Here is an 18306-nt window from a genome sequence, read left to right on the forward strand (position 1 = left end):
GTGAAATCGTTAAAAAAAGACTTGTTAGACAGTCCCTAAAATTCTTTATTGAGTTACCTATACCCTAACTCTTATAAGAGTCTACGCAAAAATATCACTCCGTAAAATATAACCTATTACATCTCCTTTATGTACATTGGCACCTTGCTGTGCACATATCTCCACAACCCTTCCGGTAAATCCGGTCAGAATCTTTTCATATTCTCCCCACGGGGTAGAAAGATAACAAAAAACTTCGTCATGCTGATATTTACGTCCGATGAATGGAGCAATGGATGGTCCCTCTACGGAAACTTCCCAAAGTACCTGCCCGTTATCAGGAGCAATGACCGGGTCTGCCTTGGCGCGCTTCAATTTCTTAATTTCCTCTTCCGAATATCCGTTCTTTGCCATTGCCGCATCTTTAGCATGTTGTAACTCTTCCTCAAAACGCTTTTTGGCAACCCCGGACTTATAATCACGGTACTGACGATCGTGCATGGCCAGTTCGAAAAGCTCCTCGTCATCCTCTCCATATTCCCAGCCATTTTCATCCATTTCCTTTCGATATTCATCCAAAGCATCCGGATAATTCAACTGCGGGTCGGTATCGACAAATTCATATCCTTTAGATTTCGCCAACTCTATAATCTCCGGAGCGAGCTTACCCGGAAGACGTCCACTTTTACCCAAAATCATATCCCAAGTGTGGTTATCTATCATTGTCCAGCGATCTTCTCCTTTTACCTGCTGCATAAGATTCATTAATGCAACATTCTTCACATACTGGCTGAAAGGAGTCACCAAAGGAGGATAACCCAGCTTAGGCCATACATATTCCACTTCATCAAAAAGCATCACAAGCAAATCATCCAGACTAAGTTCCAGCTCATTCTTACTCCTTAATATCATATTGATACCGGAATGTACTCCTTTCAAGTCTGCCATCATGGAACCCATCATACCACCCGGCAAACCACACTTCAGTAGAAGTGAAGACATGTATTTATTGGTAGGATCCATAAAATAACCCAGAAAATCATCAATGAATTCTTGCGTCATGGCACGAGCTTTCATATATGCTTTCATATTTATGTCGGGAACCTGGAAACCTAAATCTTTCAACATAGCCTGCACAGAGATTACGTCCGGATGCACTTTGCCCCAAGACATCGGTTCCATAGCTACATCAATGATGTCCGCACCATTTTCGCAAACCTCAAGAATAGAAGCCATAGACAATCCTGGTCCGCTATGACCATGATATTGAATCAATATATCCGGATGTTTCTCCTTGATAGTCCTGACCAATTCTCCTAACATACCTGGACGACCGATACCCGCCATATCCTTCAAGCATATTTCAGGTGCACCGGCCTCAATCAGTTGATCGGCAATTCGGGCATAATACTCAACAGTGTGTACGGGAGAATAGGTGATACAAAGAGTTGCCTGCGGAATCATACCTGCTTCCAAAGCATATTTAATAGAAAGAATGATATTCCTCGTTTCGTTCAGTCCACAAAAGATGCGTGTGATGTCCACTCCTTGCGCATGCTTGACTTTATACATCAATTTACGTACGTCTGCCGGAACCGGATACATGCGCAACGCATTCAATCCGCGATCGAGCATATGCGTTTGAATACCCGCTTCTTTAAAAGGTGCGGTAAAAGCACGGACAGCCTTATTAGGATTTTCGCCGTACAACAGATTCACTTGCTCAAAAGCACCGCCATTCGTTTCAACTCTGGCAAAACAGCCCATCTCAATAATCAAAGGAGCGATACGGACAAGCTGATCAACCCGAGGTTGATATTTACCGGAAGATTGCCACATGTCCCGATAAACAAGACTGAATTTAATTTCCTTTTTCATCATAGCCAATAATAAGTGATTTTTTCTTCGGTTAACTTCACATATACAAATATAAAGGTTTAAACTGACATATAGTCAAACAATCACCTTAAAAAATAGATATAAAGAGATGTTTAATATCATAATGCAAGAAAACCACCTCTATATAGATCCATTCACTATAAATAACAAATCAAATTGTTTTATGTTCGTACATATATCATTCCTTTAAGATTGCCAAATACTTCATCACCTTCATTCATTGACGTTTAACGGCTTCTGAAGCTATACCAGAAAGTTTATTTATACCAAAGTTTGTACAAAAGCAAATCGCTTCTCAAAATCATCAGTAGGTATAAACAAACCAAGATAACCATCAGGCATAATCCACTTGTCAAGGGCTTTATTATACTCAAAATTACTATTACAATAATTAATATAAGATGCAATATTGACTGAATCATTAAAATAAAGATTTCATCATTTTTTATTGTTATTACTCTAGTAAATAATGGTATTAGTGAGAACCTAAAATCGTAAATTGTAAAGCGCAAATACACAGCGATATACAGGTTCACATTTTCCTTTAAAAGGAACACCTCGTTGGTTTTAAAGGAACGATGCCTTGGTTTTAAACCAACGGGGTGTTCCTTTTAAACCAACAAAGCACTTATTTTAAGTCTCATTTCACGAGCCCTTCGAATGACTATGAAAACATATTCAAGAAGGCTTGCATTTCTCTCCATTATTTACCATAAATGTGCCATATTTTATCCACTAGAAGTACGTCGTGTCCGATAACAGTGAAAATCAGTGAAAGAATTTAAAAGAGAAACAAATACAACAGAATTATTTGGAAAGAATCAGTTGAACGCTTACATTTGTCATGTGATTTTTTTCATAGTATTAGATTTAAGGTTAACAAAGGTTGGAGCAAGGCGTTGCTCCTTTTTTTATGTCTATATGTGAGATTAGTTCATGTGAGTTAATTCAATAATTGGTACATTCCTCCTGCCAATACACGAATCACCCCTTTCATTTCCAGTTCAAACAGTAGGGCAGTCATCTTATTTACGGGAATATCTGCTTCTACCACAAGAGAATTGATTTGCAGATTTCCCAGTTTCTCCAAAATAGCAACTATCTTCTGCTCTTCTTCAGACAATTCGATAAAAAGACTACGTTGCACACTTACCTTTTCCGAAAGAGTCATCGGTATATTCCAGCCCATAGCCTGCACAAAATCTTCGGCAGATAATAACAGGGATGCTTTATTATCCCTAATCAACCGATTGCATCCTTTTGAATATTCATCACTCATGCGACCGGGGAAAGCGAAACAATCGCGATGATAACCTTCAGCAAGTTCGGCCGTAATCAATGAACCTCCCTTTTCTGCCGACTCAATGACGATGGTAGCATCACACATACCAGCAACAATACGGTTTCGACTGATAAAATTATGGCGATCGGGATTCGTTCCGGACAGAAATTCGGTCAGTAATCCCCCTTTTTCAAGCATGTCAACAGCTGTTTTCCGATGGACATGAGGATAAATACGATCCAGCCCATGAGCTAAAACACCTACTGTAGGTAATTCATTAGCCAAAGCTTCACGATGCGCATGAATATCGATTCCATAAGCAAGGCCGCTAACTACAAGCACATCAGGACAAAGCGCCTTCAGATCCCGCAGAAAAGAGGCGCAGATTTGTGTCCCATAATCAGTAGCATTACGGGTTCCTACCATATTCAGGATATGAAGGGAATTTAGATCAGCATTTCCTTTAAAGAAAAGAACGACAGGAGCATCTTCACATTCCCGCAAACGGGAAGGATAAGCCTCATCATGAAAGGACAGACAGGAGATCCGATTCTTCCGGATAAATTCATATTCTTGTTCGGCGCGGAGCACAGCTTGCGGACAATCCAATGCCTCTATCACCCGTTGACTTACTTCTGGAATACGTTCCGGTATTTCTTTGCGCAGACGGAAGACATCAACGGCATTACCCATTCCATCTATCAAATGTTTTGCTCCTATGTGCCCGATACCGGGCACCATTGTCAGAGCAATACTATAAATTTGTTCTTCTTCGGAGCTGTTCATTTCAGGTAGGGCGCAAAGACATTATCGAACAATTCGCTGTCACTTAAACGTCCGTTTACCACACATACCGTCTCAACAGTGGATTTCACTACTACTTTATTATCATTCTTACGGAAGATATCCTGATAAAACACATATTTGATACCTTCCTTTTTCATATATAGTTTCGAGACAAACTCATCTCCGCTTTTCAATGGAGTCTTGAATGCCATACTAATGCGTGCCACTACCGGATCGACTCCCTGCTCATGAAGTGCAGCAAAACTGACACCCACCGAAGTCAGAAACTCGTGACGGGTATGTTCCAGATAGTGCTGATAATTGGCATTATTGACAATACCTTGAAGGTCACATTCGTAATCGCGAACCTTCATTTCCAATTCATAGATATAGTTCATTTAAATTGAGAATTGAGAATTAAAAGTTGAGAAATAACAGTTAGCCTCTTTTTTGCTCAATATCGAGTCCTTTGAACTTCTTCAATTCTTCGGTCGATACCAGTTTATACAGCTTGTCACTAGGACGTATCTTATCCGATTTCATGGAGAAATGCTGTCCCTTTTTCACTGTTTGCACAGATTCCAAGTCAACACGGGCTTCTTCCAAAGTCATAAATAGGGCACCGGTAGTCGGCCCTGTAATGAGAAGCTTATCGCCTACACTTACTTCAGCAGCTTCTACCAAGAATTCGGAAACTCCGATATTGGAGAAGTATTTGATACCTTTACCTACATAAATCTTACGTTCCGTAGCTGCCGAACCATAATTCCTGGTCCATTCGCCCAAACGCTGTCCCAAGTAATATCCATCCCAGAAGCCACGGTTGAATACGGTTTTCAGGCGTTCATCCCAAGCCGCAATCTTTTCATCGGTGAATGTTCCATCCAAATAAGCCTTGATAGCTTCTTTGTAACATTCAACCACCGTACGTACATATTCAGGACCACGGGCACGGCCTTCAATCTTGAATACACGTACACCGGCATCCAACATTTTATTCATAAAATGGATGGTCTTCAAGTCTTTGGGAGACATGATATATTCGTTATCAATATCCAGTTCCACATCCGTTTCCTTATCACGAACCGTGTAAGAACGACGACATACCTGCATACAAGCACCGCGATTGGCCGAATGATTCATCTCATGTAAAGAGAGATAGCATTTACCCGATACTGCCATACAAAGCGCGCCGTGGCAGAACATTTCGATACGAAGTTGTTCGCCGCTCGGACCACAAATATGTTCTTCCTGTATCTGACGATAAATCTCGGCCACCTGTTCCAGATTCAACTCACGGGCCAATACTACCACATCTGCAAATTGCGCGTAGAATTTCAAAGCCTCCGCATTGGAGATATTCAACTGGGTGGAAAGATGCACCTCCTGCCCTATCTGACGGGCATAATTCATCACTGCCACATCAGCTGCAATTACCGCAGAAATTCCTGCTTCCTTGGCCGCATCGACAATGGTATGCATCAGAGGGATATCTTTATCATAGATAATCGTGTTGACCGTCAGATAACTCTTCATCCCGTGTTCATCACACGTACGGGCTATTTCCCGCAAATCATCAATCGTGAATGTATTAGCCGAACGGGCACGCATATTCAGGTTTTCTATACCGAAATAGATAGAATCGGCACCTGCCTGAATGGCCGCAGCAAGAGATTCGCGCGAACCCACAGGAGCCATTACTTCAAAATCTTTCAAACTAAGACTCATAGAATATATTACTTATTTGTATCAGTTAAGCAAATGAATGCGTACAAAGGTAGGCTTTTTTCCGTATTTTTGCAGCGAAAACAAGAAGTTACTTCAATCATAAACAGTAAATAGCAGACTCATATATGAAGATAGGCCAAATAGATCTGGGTAAATATCCCATCTTACTTGCTCCAATGGAGGACGTAACCGATCCGGCTTTCCGCCTGATATGCAAGAAATTCGGAGCAGATATGGTGTACACCGAGTTTGTATCGAGTGACGCACTGATACGTGCTGTCAGCAAGACTGCACAGAAACTAAGTATCAGTGACGCAGAACGTCCTGTCGCCATCCAGATATACGGGAAAGATACAGAGACGATGGTGGAAGCTGCCAAGATTGTAGAGCAGGCACAACCTGACATTCTGGATATAAACTTCGGATGTCCGGTGAAAAGAGTCGCCGGAAAAGGTGCAGGAGCAGGTATGCTACAAAATATCCCCAAGATGCTGGAGATCACCCGTGCTGTCGTAGATGCGGTGAAAATACCCGTAACAGTGAAGACTCGTTTGGGATGGGATGCAAACAATAAAGTAATTGTAGAATTAGCGGAACAATTGCAAGATTGTGGCATTGCCGCATTGACCATACATGGCCGTACCCGCGCACAAATGTATACCGGAGAGGCGGATTGGACACTGATAGGCGAAGTGAAGAATAATCCGAGAATGCATATTCCCATTATCGGCAATGGAGACGTGACCAGCCCTCAACGCTGTAAGGAGTGTTTTGACCGTTATGGAGTAGATGCTGTAATGATCGGTCGCGCCAGCTTCGGTCGTCCATGGATATTCAAGGAAGTAAAACACTATTTAGAGACAGGTGAAGAATTACCTCCACTTAGTTTTGAATGGTGTATGGAAGTACTTCGTCAGGAAGTGGTAGACAGCGTTAATCTGCTCGATGAGCGTAGAGGTATTTTACATGTACGCCGTCATCTGGCCGCAAGCCCTCTATTCAAGGGAATCCCTAACTTCCGCAACACACGTATTGCGATGTTACGGGCAGAAACAAAAGAAGAGCTTTTCCGGATATTTGATGAAATCACTTCCCAACGCAAAGAAAATCCGGAAATTTAAATCAACACCTATTATATCTATTCTTCAGGAACTTGTACTTGTTCCTGAAGAATAACATGATCTAATTAAAACGTCAAGGTCTTTGGTTTCTATTTAAACATCGGCTGCGCAAACCACTTTTTAAACATCCAGGTTACGACTACATACAATAGGAATGCAGAGAAGAAACCAACAATGGCATCAATCACATAATGCGCCTGAATATATACGGTAGCCCCACAGAGCAACATATAGAAAGGTATAAGACAGGCAAACAACTTCTTGCTGCCACGCCAAGCCATAATCATCAGAATAGTAGAAATGCCTACATGCGAACTGGGGAATGCCGCCGTAGGACGTTCACCCACTTGCTGCGAGCCTTCCACCAAACTATAAAAAAATCCGTGCTGATAGCCCGGTCCGGGAAGTAATTCCTGATTATAATTGAAATAATCACCGATAGCAGGAAAAATACCTTTAGATACATTATCAATACCAATGGCAGGAAAATAGAATTGAGGGCCTGCAACAGGAACGAATATATAAATCAGATAATAAATAAAGAAAGAAGTGACAAGCACAAAAGACATCTTTTCGAACCACTCAAATTTATAAATGAAATAGAATAGAGCCACAATCAGCATCATCGGATAATAAAAGAAATATCCCATATTGAATGCCTCGCTGACTATAAGATGTGGAAACGTATGGCAGAACCAAATAGCAGGCTGACCATTGAAAATAAACTGTTCGGCAGTTGCAAATACATGATCCAAATTCGGAAAGAAACGATTGAACTCGAAAGTATCCGGATACCAGTAAGACAGCAGACTCATCTGAATGACAATACGCACAAACGCCGAAAATTTACAGGGAGCAAGACGATAAAGATACATCAATAAAAAAGTCATAGCCGCGATCATAGCCCTATCCAGCAACATGTGCCATGGATGATCCATCCGCTGAAACAGGAACAGAATCAATATGGAAGTCAACAGATTATAAATCAATGTAATCTTTTCCACAGCAAACAACCCTTTCCGGGTTTCTATGCGCTTAAATAAGTCTAAAGCCATCCTTCATTTTTATACCAGGCAATGGTTTCCCGAACTCCCTTTTCCAAATCATATTCGGGCACATACCCCAGTTCATCCATTACCGGGGTTATATCGCATTGCCAGTTGCGTTGTTTCATTATCTTATATTTATCCGAATTCAGGGTACTGCTCCTCCCGGAACGTGTAGCAATGAATTCAGCGAACAAAGATATAACTTTTAGCACAATTAATGGACATTTCAAGTGAAGAACAAACGGATTACCCAATTCTTTTTGTATCAGATCCGAAAAGGCACGGCTTTTATAAACTTTCCCGTCTGTCAAGAAATACGCCTTACGAACTACTTTTTTCTCTATTCCCAGGAAAATAGCCTGCACAATGTCTTTTACATACACAAAAGTCAAATCCTGACGACGGAAACCGACCGAGAAATCAACGTGTTTCTGGATAGACTTTGCCATCAGATAGTAATCAGCTTCACGAGGTCCATAGACTCCTGTAGGACGATAAATGACATAAGGGAAACCGGGCATACTCTGAATATACAACTCCGCTTTCAGTTTGCTCAATCCATAAGCAGTATTGGGTACCGCAGGGTCGTCCGCTTTTATCGGAGTATAGTCCTTCTCACGTGCAGGTCCGAACACACTCAATGTACTGATATAGATAAACTGTTTCGGAACCATATTCAGCTCCTTCAACGTATCGATAAAATATTTGGTCTGAAGATAATTCACATAGTCAAAAGAGTGCTTGTCGGGGCACTTTGTAACACCGGCGCAATGAATGATATAATCAAATTTGTTGTAAGTGCCTTTATGCCCGGAGAGTTGGGCACGAAGTTCATTAGGGTGCGCAAAATCCAGTTCCAGAAAGTGGATTTTCCGGTTTTTCAAATACCGCTTGCTACTCGTAGAACGAATCCCGGCCCACACACCAAACTTTCGCTTCAACGCTTCCTCCACGATGAAACTGCCGATAAAACCACTCGCGCCTGTAATTAAAATACTCTCCATTATTACTTTTCAGGTCCTACATGAATATTAATTGAAAAAATATGATGCCACAAAGATACGATAAATATAAAATAAAAGCCATTTTGCTTTTCTCAATTATTATTTGTTTATTTGCAACGCGATTCATTTACTATTCAACACTTTTAAAGCACGTGGAAGATAAGGCCGATTTTGATTTTCTTTTTAAAGAGTACTATCCTCAACTTTATTATTATGCATTTCACCTGATTAATAATATGGAGGCTAGCAAGGATATCGTAAGCGACGCCTTCGAATTTATTTGGGCCAATTATGCAAAAATAGATAAAGCCACGGCTAAATCTTATCTATACGTTTACGTTCGCAACAAAAGCATTGACTTCCTACGACATCAGAATACACATGAACAGTATGTACAAATCTATTCCGAATTGACCAAAAGTTATGTTGAAACGGAATATCTGGAGCAGGATGAAAGAATGATGCATATCAGCAAGGCAATGGAAAAACTGACTCCACATACCAGGCATATTTTAGAAGAATGTTATATTCAGCGCAAGAAATATCAGGAAGTGGCAGAAGAATTAAATATCAGTGTCAGTGCAGTCAGGAAGCATATTGTGAAAGCATTACAGGTGATACGTGAAGAATGTGCAAAAAAATCATAAATCAGGTATCTTTATTTTATGATTAAACGTAATATAAATAAGTATGATACAGTCAAACAGTGATGAATAAAGATATTGACAATATAAATAATACAGATGAATCTGTAGAGAAGGCGCTCGACATCATGGAGAGTTCTTCAGAGATAAACGACGAACAGCTGCAAGAGATGCTTAAAGATAAAGAAGTCCTGCAAGCTTGTCGCGACATCATGGATAGTAGTCTTTTCCTACAACAAAAAGGAGGAATAGAACTTCCTAATGTAGAAATGGAATTGGAGCGATTCAAGAAAAAACAACATTCAACACGAATGCGTTCCAATCTCTGGAAGATAACTATCGGAATAGCCGCCATGATTACCGTTCTATTCGGGAGTTACTATTTAATTAATAGCCTGACAACCCCTGCACTCGAACCAATCACTGTATTCACTGCTGATACTACTCCCCAACATATTGTTTTGCAAAAAGATGACGGAGAAAAAATTGTGTTAGACGAACCGCAGTCAAACAATCAAGTCCTGCCTAAAACCGCCATCGCAAAGTCTGAAAAGAAAGAGCTGGATTATAGGCAAGTCATCTCAACAACTACACAGACACACGTACTTACCGTACCACGAGGTGAAAGTTTCAAAGTGGTATTATGTGACGGCACAGAAGTCTGGCTGAATGCTAATAGTAATTTTGTTTACCCTACAGCCTTTATTGGCAACGAGCGTATCGTTACTTTAGAAGGCGAAGCTTATTTCAAGGTGGCCAAAGACGCCAAGCATCCCTTTATTGTAAAAACCAAGACAGTCCAAACCCGCGTTCTCGGCACGGAATTCAATATACGTAGCTATACTCCCGAAGATACTCATGTAGTACTTATTAACGGGAAAGTAGAAGTAAGTAACACAAAAGGAGGATCATATACCCGACTATATCCGGGAGAAGACGCACACCTGCAATCTGATGGAAATTTCGTTCTAACAGAAGTAGACTTAGACTCTTACGTCTATTGGAAAGACGGCTATTTCTATTTTGACAATATTACATTGAAAGATATTATGCAAAACTTAGGACGCTGGTACAATGTAAACATAGAATTCAGAAACAAAGAAGCAATGACATATAAAATGCACTTCATATCCGATCGCACTAAAGATTTAGAGCACACAATCTCATTGCTTAACAGAATGAAAAAAGTCACTGTCACCTTGCAAGGCAATACGCTTACCATAGACTAGGTTTTTATTGCATAAGTATAACAAATCTATGCAAGAAACAACAAAATATCACTTTTATTAAAAAATAAATCGCAAAAGGGGTATCCATTTTCTTTTCTCGTACGCATTAGTTATATAAACATATCCAAATAGTGTTATTAAAAACAAACGTATGAGAAATAATTGGAACTTATTTATTGTGTGTTTTCTATGCGTATTGTGCTTCCAGCCTTACCAAGTTAATGCTCAAACGCAATCACAAAAGAAAATCACGATTGAGATTAGCAACGAACGATTGCCGTCCGTACTTAAACGTCTGGAAAAACTCTCCGGCTACAAAATCCTATTTACGTATGACGATGTCAAGAAATTCACCGTTTCCGGCTCTGTCAAAGATAAGAGTATAGAGCAGACTCTCGATATTATCTTAGCCAATAAGCCACTAGAATACCATATTGAAGATCAATTTATCACAATTACTTCCAAAGGTCCTTCCAAACAAGCGAAAGTATTCAATGTAAAAGGAGTGGTAATTTCCGGTGATGACGGACAGCCTCTCATCGGTGCAACTGTTGTCATCAAGGGAAGCAAGTCCGGTGTATTAACAGACATAGACGGAAAGTTTTCGATAGAAAATGTATCCAATAAATCCCTGTTACAATTTTCTTATATAGGAATGAAGCCACAAGATCTGACTCCTACCCCAACTATGAATGTTACATTAATGCCTGATGTACAAACTTTATCAGAAGTAGTAGTAACAGGTATGCAAAAAATGGATAAACGCCTGTTTACAGGAGCAACCAAACAATTGTCCGCAGATGAAGTGAAACTAGATGGTTTGCCTGATATCAGCCGTGGACTTGAAGGACGCGCCGCAGGCGTATCTGTACAAAATGTTTCCGGCACGTTTGGTACTGCCCCGAAAATTCGGGTACGCGGTGCCACATCTATTTTCGGTAGTTCAAAGCCATTATGGGTAGTAGATGGAGTCATCATGGAGGATGCTATTGACGTAGGTCCGGATGACTTATCTTCCGGTGATGCAGAGACGCTAATCAGTTCAGCCATTGCCGGGTTGAATTCAGATGATATCGAGAGCTTTCAAATATTGAAAGACGGATCAGCAACCTCTATCTATGGCGCACGAGCCATGGCAGGGGTTATTGTAGTAACAACCAAGAAGGGAAAAGCCGGCGTTAGCAAAATGAGCTATACCGGTGAATTTACAACCCGTATGATTCCCAGTTATAAAGAATTCAACATTATGAATTCGCAGGAACAAATGGGAATCTACAAAGAGATGGAGCAGAAAGGATGGCTTAATAACAGCGATACTTACCGTGCCAAAGATAGTGGTGTATATGGACGTATGTATCAATTAATCAATCAATATAACCCGGTTACAGGACAATTCGGACTTGCCAACACGCCGGAAGCACGTAATGCTTACCTGCGCGAAGCGGAAATGAGAAATACCGACTGGTTCAATACCTTATTTTCCAACAACGTTACACAAAACCATTCGGTCAGCATCACTTCCGGAACTGAAAAGTCTTCATTCTATGCTTCATTAAGTGCGATGTCAGATCCGGGATGGTATAAACAAAGTGAAGTAAAACGTTATACTGCTAATTTAAATACAACATATAATATATATAAGAATTTATCTATAAACCTGATCTCCAGTGCTTCCTACCGTAAACAGAAAGCCCCCGGGACACTAAGTTCAGAGGTTAATGCAGCAAGTGGAGAAGTTACCCGTCAGTTTGACATCAATCCCTATTCGTATGCACTAAATACATCACGCGCACTAGATCCAACAGTTGACTATACAGCCAACTATGCACCGTTCAATATCCTCCATGAATTGGATAACAATTATATGGACTTGAATGTAGCTGATGTTAAATTTCAAGGAGAAATAAAATGGAAAGCCCTTCCGGAATTAGAGCTAAGTGCATTAGGAGCAGTCAGATATCAGGCTTCTTCACAAGAACACAACATCAAAGATCACTCGAATCAGGCAACCGCTTATCGCACAGGAATGGACGACGCTACCATTCGTGACGAAAACAACTTATTGTATACCAATCCGGATAATCCGTATGCTTTGCCTATCAGTATACTACCGGAAGGAGGTATTTACCAGCGTAAGGACTATCGTATGTTGGGGGTAGACTTCCGTGCCACAGCATCCTGGAATCATTTATTTGCAGAAAAGCATATAACCAATCTTTTCGCCGGTATGGAAGTAAATGATTTGAAACGTATGCAAAATTATTTTCAAGGATGGGGAATGCAATATACAATGGGTGAAATACCATCGTATGTATATGAATTCTTCAAGAAGGGCATTGAATCCGGTGAAAGCTATTATGGATTAAACCATACAACAACAAGAAGTGTAGCAGGCTTTGCCAACGCAACTTATTCTTATGATGGACGTTATACAGTAAACGGAACATTCCGCTATGAAGGCACCAATCGCATGGGAAAAAGCCGTTCTTCCCGCTGGCTTCCTACATGGAATATGTCAGGAGCATGGAATGTACATGAAGAAAATTTCTTCAAGACATTCAGCTCTGTACTGTCACACTTAACATTCAAAGCATCCTACTCTTTAACAGCCGATAGAGGACCGGAATATGTGACCAACTCACATGCCATAATCACTAGTTATTCACCATTTCGTCCTTTCACCAGCGGACAGGAAACAGGACTTTATGTATCTGATCCTGAAAACAGTGAATTAACCTACGAAAAAAAGCATGAGTTGAACCTCGGTGCCGACATGGGATTCTTAGACAACCGGATCAATTTTTCGATCGACTGGTATAAACGCAACAACTATGACCTGATTGGTATTACCCCGACACAAGGAGTAGGCGGTTCTATCTACAAATATGCCAATATAGCTTCCATGAAATCACATGGTATCGAGTTCACCATCTCAAGTAAGAATATCCAGTCGAAAGACTTTTCATGGCATACAGACTTCATCTTTTCCAAAGCAAAAAATGAAGTTACAGAACTGAATGCCCGTTCCAGCGTAATGGATTTAGTTTCAGGTTACGGTTTTGCCCGTCAGGGTTACCCGGTACGTGGTTTGTTTTCCATTCCATTTGTCGGCCTAAATTCAAATGGTATCCCGATGTATAATATCAATGGAAAAATAACCAGTACCGATATTGATTTTCAGACACGTGACAACATAGACTACCTAAAATATGAAGGTCCTACTGATCCTACCATAACAGGAAGTTTTGGTAATATTTTCACTTATAAAGCATTCAAACTGAATGTATTCATCACCTATTCATTTGGTAATGTAGTACGTTTGAATCCATGTTTCAGCTATCAATACAGTGACTTATCTTCTATGCCACGCGAATTCAAGAATCGCTGGACAGTGCCAGGTGATGAAAAACGCACGAATATCCCCGCTATTATCTCGAAACGCCAATATGAAGATAATAAAGATTTAATGTATGCATATAATGCCTACAATTATTCTACAGAACGAATTGCCAAGGGAGACTTTATCCGTATGAAGGAAATATCCTTGTCCTATGACTTCCCCCAATCATGGATTGCACCAGCAAAGATATCTAATTTATCTTTGAAACTTCAGGCTACCAATTTATTCCTGATTTATGCAGATAAAAAACTCAACGGACAGGACCCGGAATTCTTCAATACCGGTGGAGTAGCTTCCCCTGTACCTCGTCAGTTTACATTGACTCTTAGATTAGGATTTTAACCATTCAGATAATTATAAAAATGATGAAATACAGAAACGTCTTATATACAACACTCATTTCAGCTCTATGCTTGGGAACAACTTCCTGTAGTGACTTTTTAGATGAAATGCCGGATAACCGAACCGAATTGACTACTGAAGAAAGTATTACTAAAGTTCTGGTATCTGCATATCCTATGACTACCAACTGCCACATAGGAGAATTTTACAGTGACAATATCGATGAAAATAGCAGAGCATACAGCTACCTTTTCCGATTAAACGAACATTTGTACCGTTGGCAACAAACGACTGAAGAAAATCAGGACTCTCCTCATGCTTTATGGAATGACTGTTATAACTCGATTGCATCAGCCAACCAAGCCTTGGCGGCTATTGAGCAGATGGGAAATCCTCAATCATTATCAGCCCAAAAAGGCGAAGCTTTGATATGCCGTGCATACAATCATTTTGTATTAGCTACCACATTCTGCAAAGCGTATGGTACAAATGGAGACAAAGACTTGGGTATACCTTACATAAAAGAACCGGAAACATCTGTAAATCCACAATACTCACGCGGAACAGTTGCTGAAGTATACGAAAATATTGCAGCCGATTTAGAAGAAGGACTGCCTTTAATTGATGACAATATTTACTCACGGGTAAAATATCATTTTAATAAGAAGGCCGCTTATGCATTTGCAGCCCGCTTTTATCTATATTATACACAACCGGATTTTTCCAACTGTCAGAAAGTTATCAATTATGCCAATATAGTACTCGGTAATAATGCGTCCCAATATTTACGTGACTGGGCTGCATTAGGAGCTTTATCTCCCAACAAGAATATACAGCCGAACGCTTATGTAGATGCAGATAACCGTGCCAATCTAATGGTAATATCAGCAGCTTCATATTGGCCATTGGTTTCCGATCCGGGTTATGCCAACTGCGAAAGGTATTGCATGAACAATATTACTGCTTCGGAAAGTTGTAAATCCGAAGGTCCATGGGGAGATCAGTCAAGTTATCATCAGATCCCATTTTCACCCGGTGGCTCTATAAAGAACGGATTCCGCCGCTTAGTTATCTATCAGCAATTCACGTCGGGCAACAGTTGGATCGGCTATATGCTGTATCCTGCTTTTACCACCGACGAAGCATTGCTTTGCCGAGCTGAAGCCTACACGTTACTAAAACGTTATGACGAAGCTGCCGCCGATATAGATGCCTGGCAGAAAGCCTTTACAAAAAACACCCAAACTTTGACCAAGGAGACAATCAATGATTTTTATGCCCGACTAAAATATTACACACCGGAAGCTCCGACAGTAAAAAAGGAATTGCATCCGGATTTTGTAGTAGAAAAAGGAATGCAGGAGAATCTAATACATTGTATTCTACATGCAAGACGTCTGCTAACCTTAGAAGAGGGGCTTAGATGGCAAGATATAAAACGCTATGGCATTATAATCTACCGCCGCTATTATGAAGGTTATACCTTGGTGAATATCACCGACAAGATGGACACGAATGACCCCAGACGTGCAATTCAGCTACCGGCCAGTGTCATTACAGCAGGTATGCAACCAAATCCAAGAAATGACTAAATAACTTTAGGAGGAAAAAAATATGAAGAAATATATCATATACAGTTTAATCATGACATTGACCTGTGGACTGGGTGCTTGCAACAATGACGAAGACGTAGACAAAGCAAACAGCATTTTCTCCACAGAAGAAGTAGATCGTAACCCATTCGACAAATGGATATTAGGCAATTATACCCATCCATACAACATTGCATTAAAATATCGCATGGAAGATAACGAGAGCGACATGACACACATATTAGCACCTGCCGAATACAAAAAGTCTGTGGTACTGGCTAAAATTATCAAACATGTGTGGCTGGAAGCATACGATGAAGCAACAGGTAATCCGAACTTCTTACGCCAATATATTCCTAAGACAATCCACTTTATCGGTTCCCCCGCCTATGAAGACAATGGAACTATGGTATTAGGAACAGCTGAAGGCGGCATGAAAATTACATTATACAATGTAAATGACATCAATCCCGACCAAATAGATATTAACCTGTTAAACGACTACTATTTCCAGACAATGCACCATGAGTTCGCACATATTCTGCATCAAACTAAAAACTACGATCCGGCCTTTGACCGTATTACGGAAAATGCCTACATCGGTAGCGACTGGTATATGGTGGGAGCCGACCGCAATGCATGGCAACAAGGATTTGTCACTCCTTATGCAATGAGTGAATCACGTGAAGATTTTGTGGAGAACATCGCAGTGTATGTCACAAATACCAAAGACTACTGGAATAACATGCTGCAAAATGCCGGTGAAAACGGCCGTGCACTCATAAAGCAGAAATTCGAAATAGTCTATAGTTATATGGAACAAACCTGGGGAATCAATCTGGACGAATTACGCGAGATTGTTCTACGACGCCAGGATGACATAGCAAACGGCTATGTAGACTTAAGTATTATTGAATAAAATATGAAAATTATGAAGAAATATCTATCCATATACACACTTCTGGCATTGGCCTGCATTGTTTTGCAATCTTGTCTTTTCTCCGAAGAAGAAATATTCGACGAATCATCTGCCAATAGAGCCACAGCCGATGTAATCAAATGCCAGGAGATTCTTAAAGATGTGCCGAACGGCTGGAAACTGGAATATTACATAGGAAGCAACTATTCTGCAGGTGCAGTCACTTTACTAATGAAATTTGACGGGAAGCAGGTAGAAATGGCTTCGGAAACAGGCGCAGAAAGCTATAAACCGGGAACTATAATAACCTCTCTGTATCAAGTAAAATCGGAACAAAGCACAATGCTCACTTTCGATTCATACAACCCACTGATCCATATGTTTTCAGGTCCTTTAGGCCTGAACATGAACCTAGGAGGGGATTACGAGTTTATTATAATGAGCGCAACTCCCGACAAAGTAATTCTGCAAGGAAAAAAATACAAAAACATAATGGAGATGACGCCTATGCCCAAAGATATACCATGGCGTATTCAGATTGAAGATATCATTAACATTGAGAAAGATGCTTTTCTAAATACATACCGCATGGAGAAAGGCGGACAAGTACTGAATTACTTTATACGCAACAATGGCACAATGGCTACATTCTCCGCTTACAGCGCCGATTATAGTAGTGCAAGAAGTTTACCCTATATCTACACAGAAAAAGGATTAAAGTTACAATCCCCGTACAATGTCAACGGACTTGAAGTCCAAAACTTCAAATGGGATAGAAAGTCCAGACTATTTGTTTGTACCGACGCAGGAGCAACTGACATCGTACTTAAAGAATATTATCCCGAAAACTATCTACAATATGAAGACTATATCGGTACCTACACTGCAACGATTGACGATTATGACGAAGGGCCAACTTCGCAATCTGTAACCATCTCTCCTAAAGTCAGAGGAGAAAGTTATACACTGAAAAGTATTGGCGGATTCAACTTCACCCTCCAGTATGACAAAGCCAGCGGAAAACTAGTTTTAGATTCACAAAGTATAAGTTCGACTTCTTCATCGTCTTATTACTTTGCGTGCGCGGCAGGTGTGGAAGGCTATGCCCACACAGAATTAAGTCTGCCATCACGCCTACGCAACGGATTGGTAAATGTGACGACAAACAGCAACCCTTTCACTTTTTACTTTGCGGATAAAGCAAGCCAGGAAATTACATCATTGATAATCTGGGCTTATTCATCTGATGAATATTCAACCTCCGGACTAATGGGTTACTGGAGCTGGTATAACTCAATCTTAATGGTAAAAGAAAACGAAAGTAATTAATAC

General features: G+C 40.4%; 13 protein-coding genes. 7 read left to right on the forward strand and 6 right to left on the reverse strand.

The window, feature by feature from the left end; genetic code table 11:
• Positions 1 to 81 precede the first annotated feature (81 nt).
• From INE92_RS18505 to INE92_RS18520, 4 genes are all read right to left on the reverse strand, one after another.
• Entirely contained in the window at positions 82 to 1857 is a 1776-nt protein-coding gene (locus INE92_RS18505) for an oxaloacetate decarboxylase (protein ID WP_195436392.1), read from the reverse strand.
• Positions 1858 to 2821: 964 nt separating this feature from the next.
• A complete protein-coding gene (dprA, locus tag INE92_RS18510; RefSeq protein WP_015531849.1) occupies positions 2822 to 3946 on the reverse strand; it encodes a DNA-processing protein DprA in 1125 nt (374 codons plus the stop codon).
• Entirely contained in the window at positions 3943 to 4344 is a 402-nt protein-coding gene (locus INE92_RS18515) for an acyl-CoA thioesterase (protein ID WP_007757582.1), read from the reverse strand. The genes dprA and INE92_RS18515 overlap by 4 nt, the downstream gene beginning before the upstream one ends.
• 40 nt (positions 4345 to 4384) lie before the next feature.
• Positions 4385 to 5674 carry a peptidase U32 family protein gene (locus tag INE92_RS18520; RefSeq protein WP_008643938.1) on the reverse strand — a complete coding sequence of 430 codons (1290 nt, stop codon included), beginning with the start codon at positions 5672 to 5674 and terminating at the stop codon, positions 4385 to 4387.
• A 125-nt stretch (positions 5675 to 5799) separates the two neighbouring features.
• Here INE92_RS18520 and dusB point away from each other — a divergent pair, with 125 nt between their 5' ends.
• Entirely contained in the window at positions 5800 to 6795 is a 996-nt protein-coding gene (gene dusB / locus INE92_RS18525; protein ID WP_195436389.1) for a tRNA dihydrouridine synthase DusB, read from the forward strand.
• An 89-nt stretch (positions 6796 to 6884) separates the two neighbouring features.
• Here the strand turns inward: dusB and INE92_RS18530 are convergent, their stop codons facing one another.
• A complete protein-coding gene (locus INE92_RS18530; RefSeq protein WP_049701384.1) occupies positions 6885 to 7850 on the reverse strand; it encodes a phosphatase PAP2 family protein in 966 nt (321 codons plus the stop codon).
• Positions 7841 to 8848, reverse strand: a complete 1008-nt coding sequence (locus INE92_RS18535; RefSeq protein ID WP_074704325.1) for an NAD-dependent epimerase/dehydratase family protein — start codon at positions 8846 to 8848, stop codon at positions 7841 to 7843. Before INE92_RS18535 ends, INE92_RS18530 begins: the two co-directional genes overlap by 10 nt.
• A 44-nt stretch (positions 8849 to 8892) precedes the next feature.
• Between INE92_RS18535 and INE92_RS18540 the strand changes: the two genes are divergently transcribed.
• From INE92_RS18540 to INE92_RS18565, 6 genes are all read left to right on the forward strand, one after another.
• Positions 8893 to 9495 (forward strand): RNA polymerase sigma-70 factor, encoded by a 603-nt coding sequence (locus INE92_RS18540; RefSeq protein ID WP_081354123.1) that lies wholly within the window; start codon positions 8893 to 8895, stop codon positions 9493 to 9495.
• A gap of 62 nt (positions 9496 to 9557) precedes the next feature.
• A complete protein-coding gene (locus INE92_RS18545; RefSeq protein WP_195436390.1) occupies positions 9558 to 10721 on the forward strand; it encodes a FecR family protein in 1164 nt (387 codons plus the stop codon).
• A gap of 151 nt (positions 10722 to 10872) precedes the next feature.
• Positions 10873 to 14463, forward strand: coding sequence for a SusC/RagA family TonB-linked outer membrane protein (locus INE92_RS18550; protein ID WP_074704319.1), 3591 nt, complete (start codon positions 10873 to 10875; stop codon positions 14461 to 14463).
• A gap of 23 nt (positions 14464 to 14486) precedes the next feature.
• Entirely contained in the window at positions 14487 to 16055 is a 1569-nt protein-coding gene (locus INE92_RS18555; protein ID WP_004317017.1) for a RagB/SusD family nutrient uptake outer membrane protein, read from the forward strand.
• Between the two features lie 22 nt (positions 16056 to 16077).
• The gene (locus INE92_RS18560) at positions 16078 to 16974 is read left to right on the forward strand and encodes a zinc-binding metallopeptidase (RefSeq protein WP_004317016.1); all 897 of its coding nucleotides are present in this window, start codon (positions 16078 to 16080) and stop codon (positions 16972 to 16974) included.
• A gap of 12 nt (positions 16975 to 16986) precedes the next feature.
• Positions 16987 to 18303 (forward strand): DUF4302 domain-containing protein, encoded by a 1317-nt coding sequence (locus INE92_RS18565; RefSeq protein WP_004317015.1) that lies wholly within the window; start codon positions 16987 to 16989, stop codon positions 18301 to 18303.
• The last annotated feature ends 3 nt before the right edge of the window (positions 18304 to 18306 follow it).

It is taken from the genome of Bacteroides xylanisolvens (genome assembly GCF_018289135.1).
In the GTDB taxonomy this organism is placed as follows: Bacteria; Bacteroidota; Bacteroidia; order Bacteroidales; family Bacteroidaceae; genus Bacteroides; species Bacteroides xylanisolvens.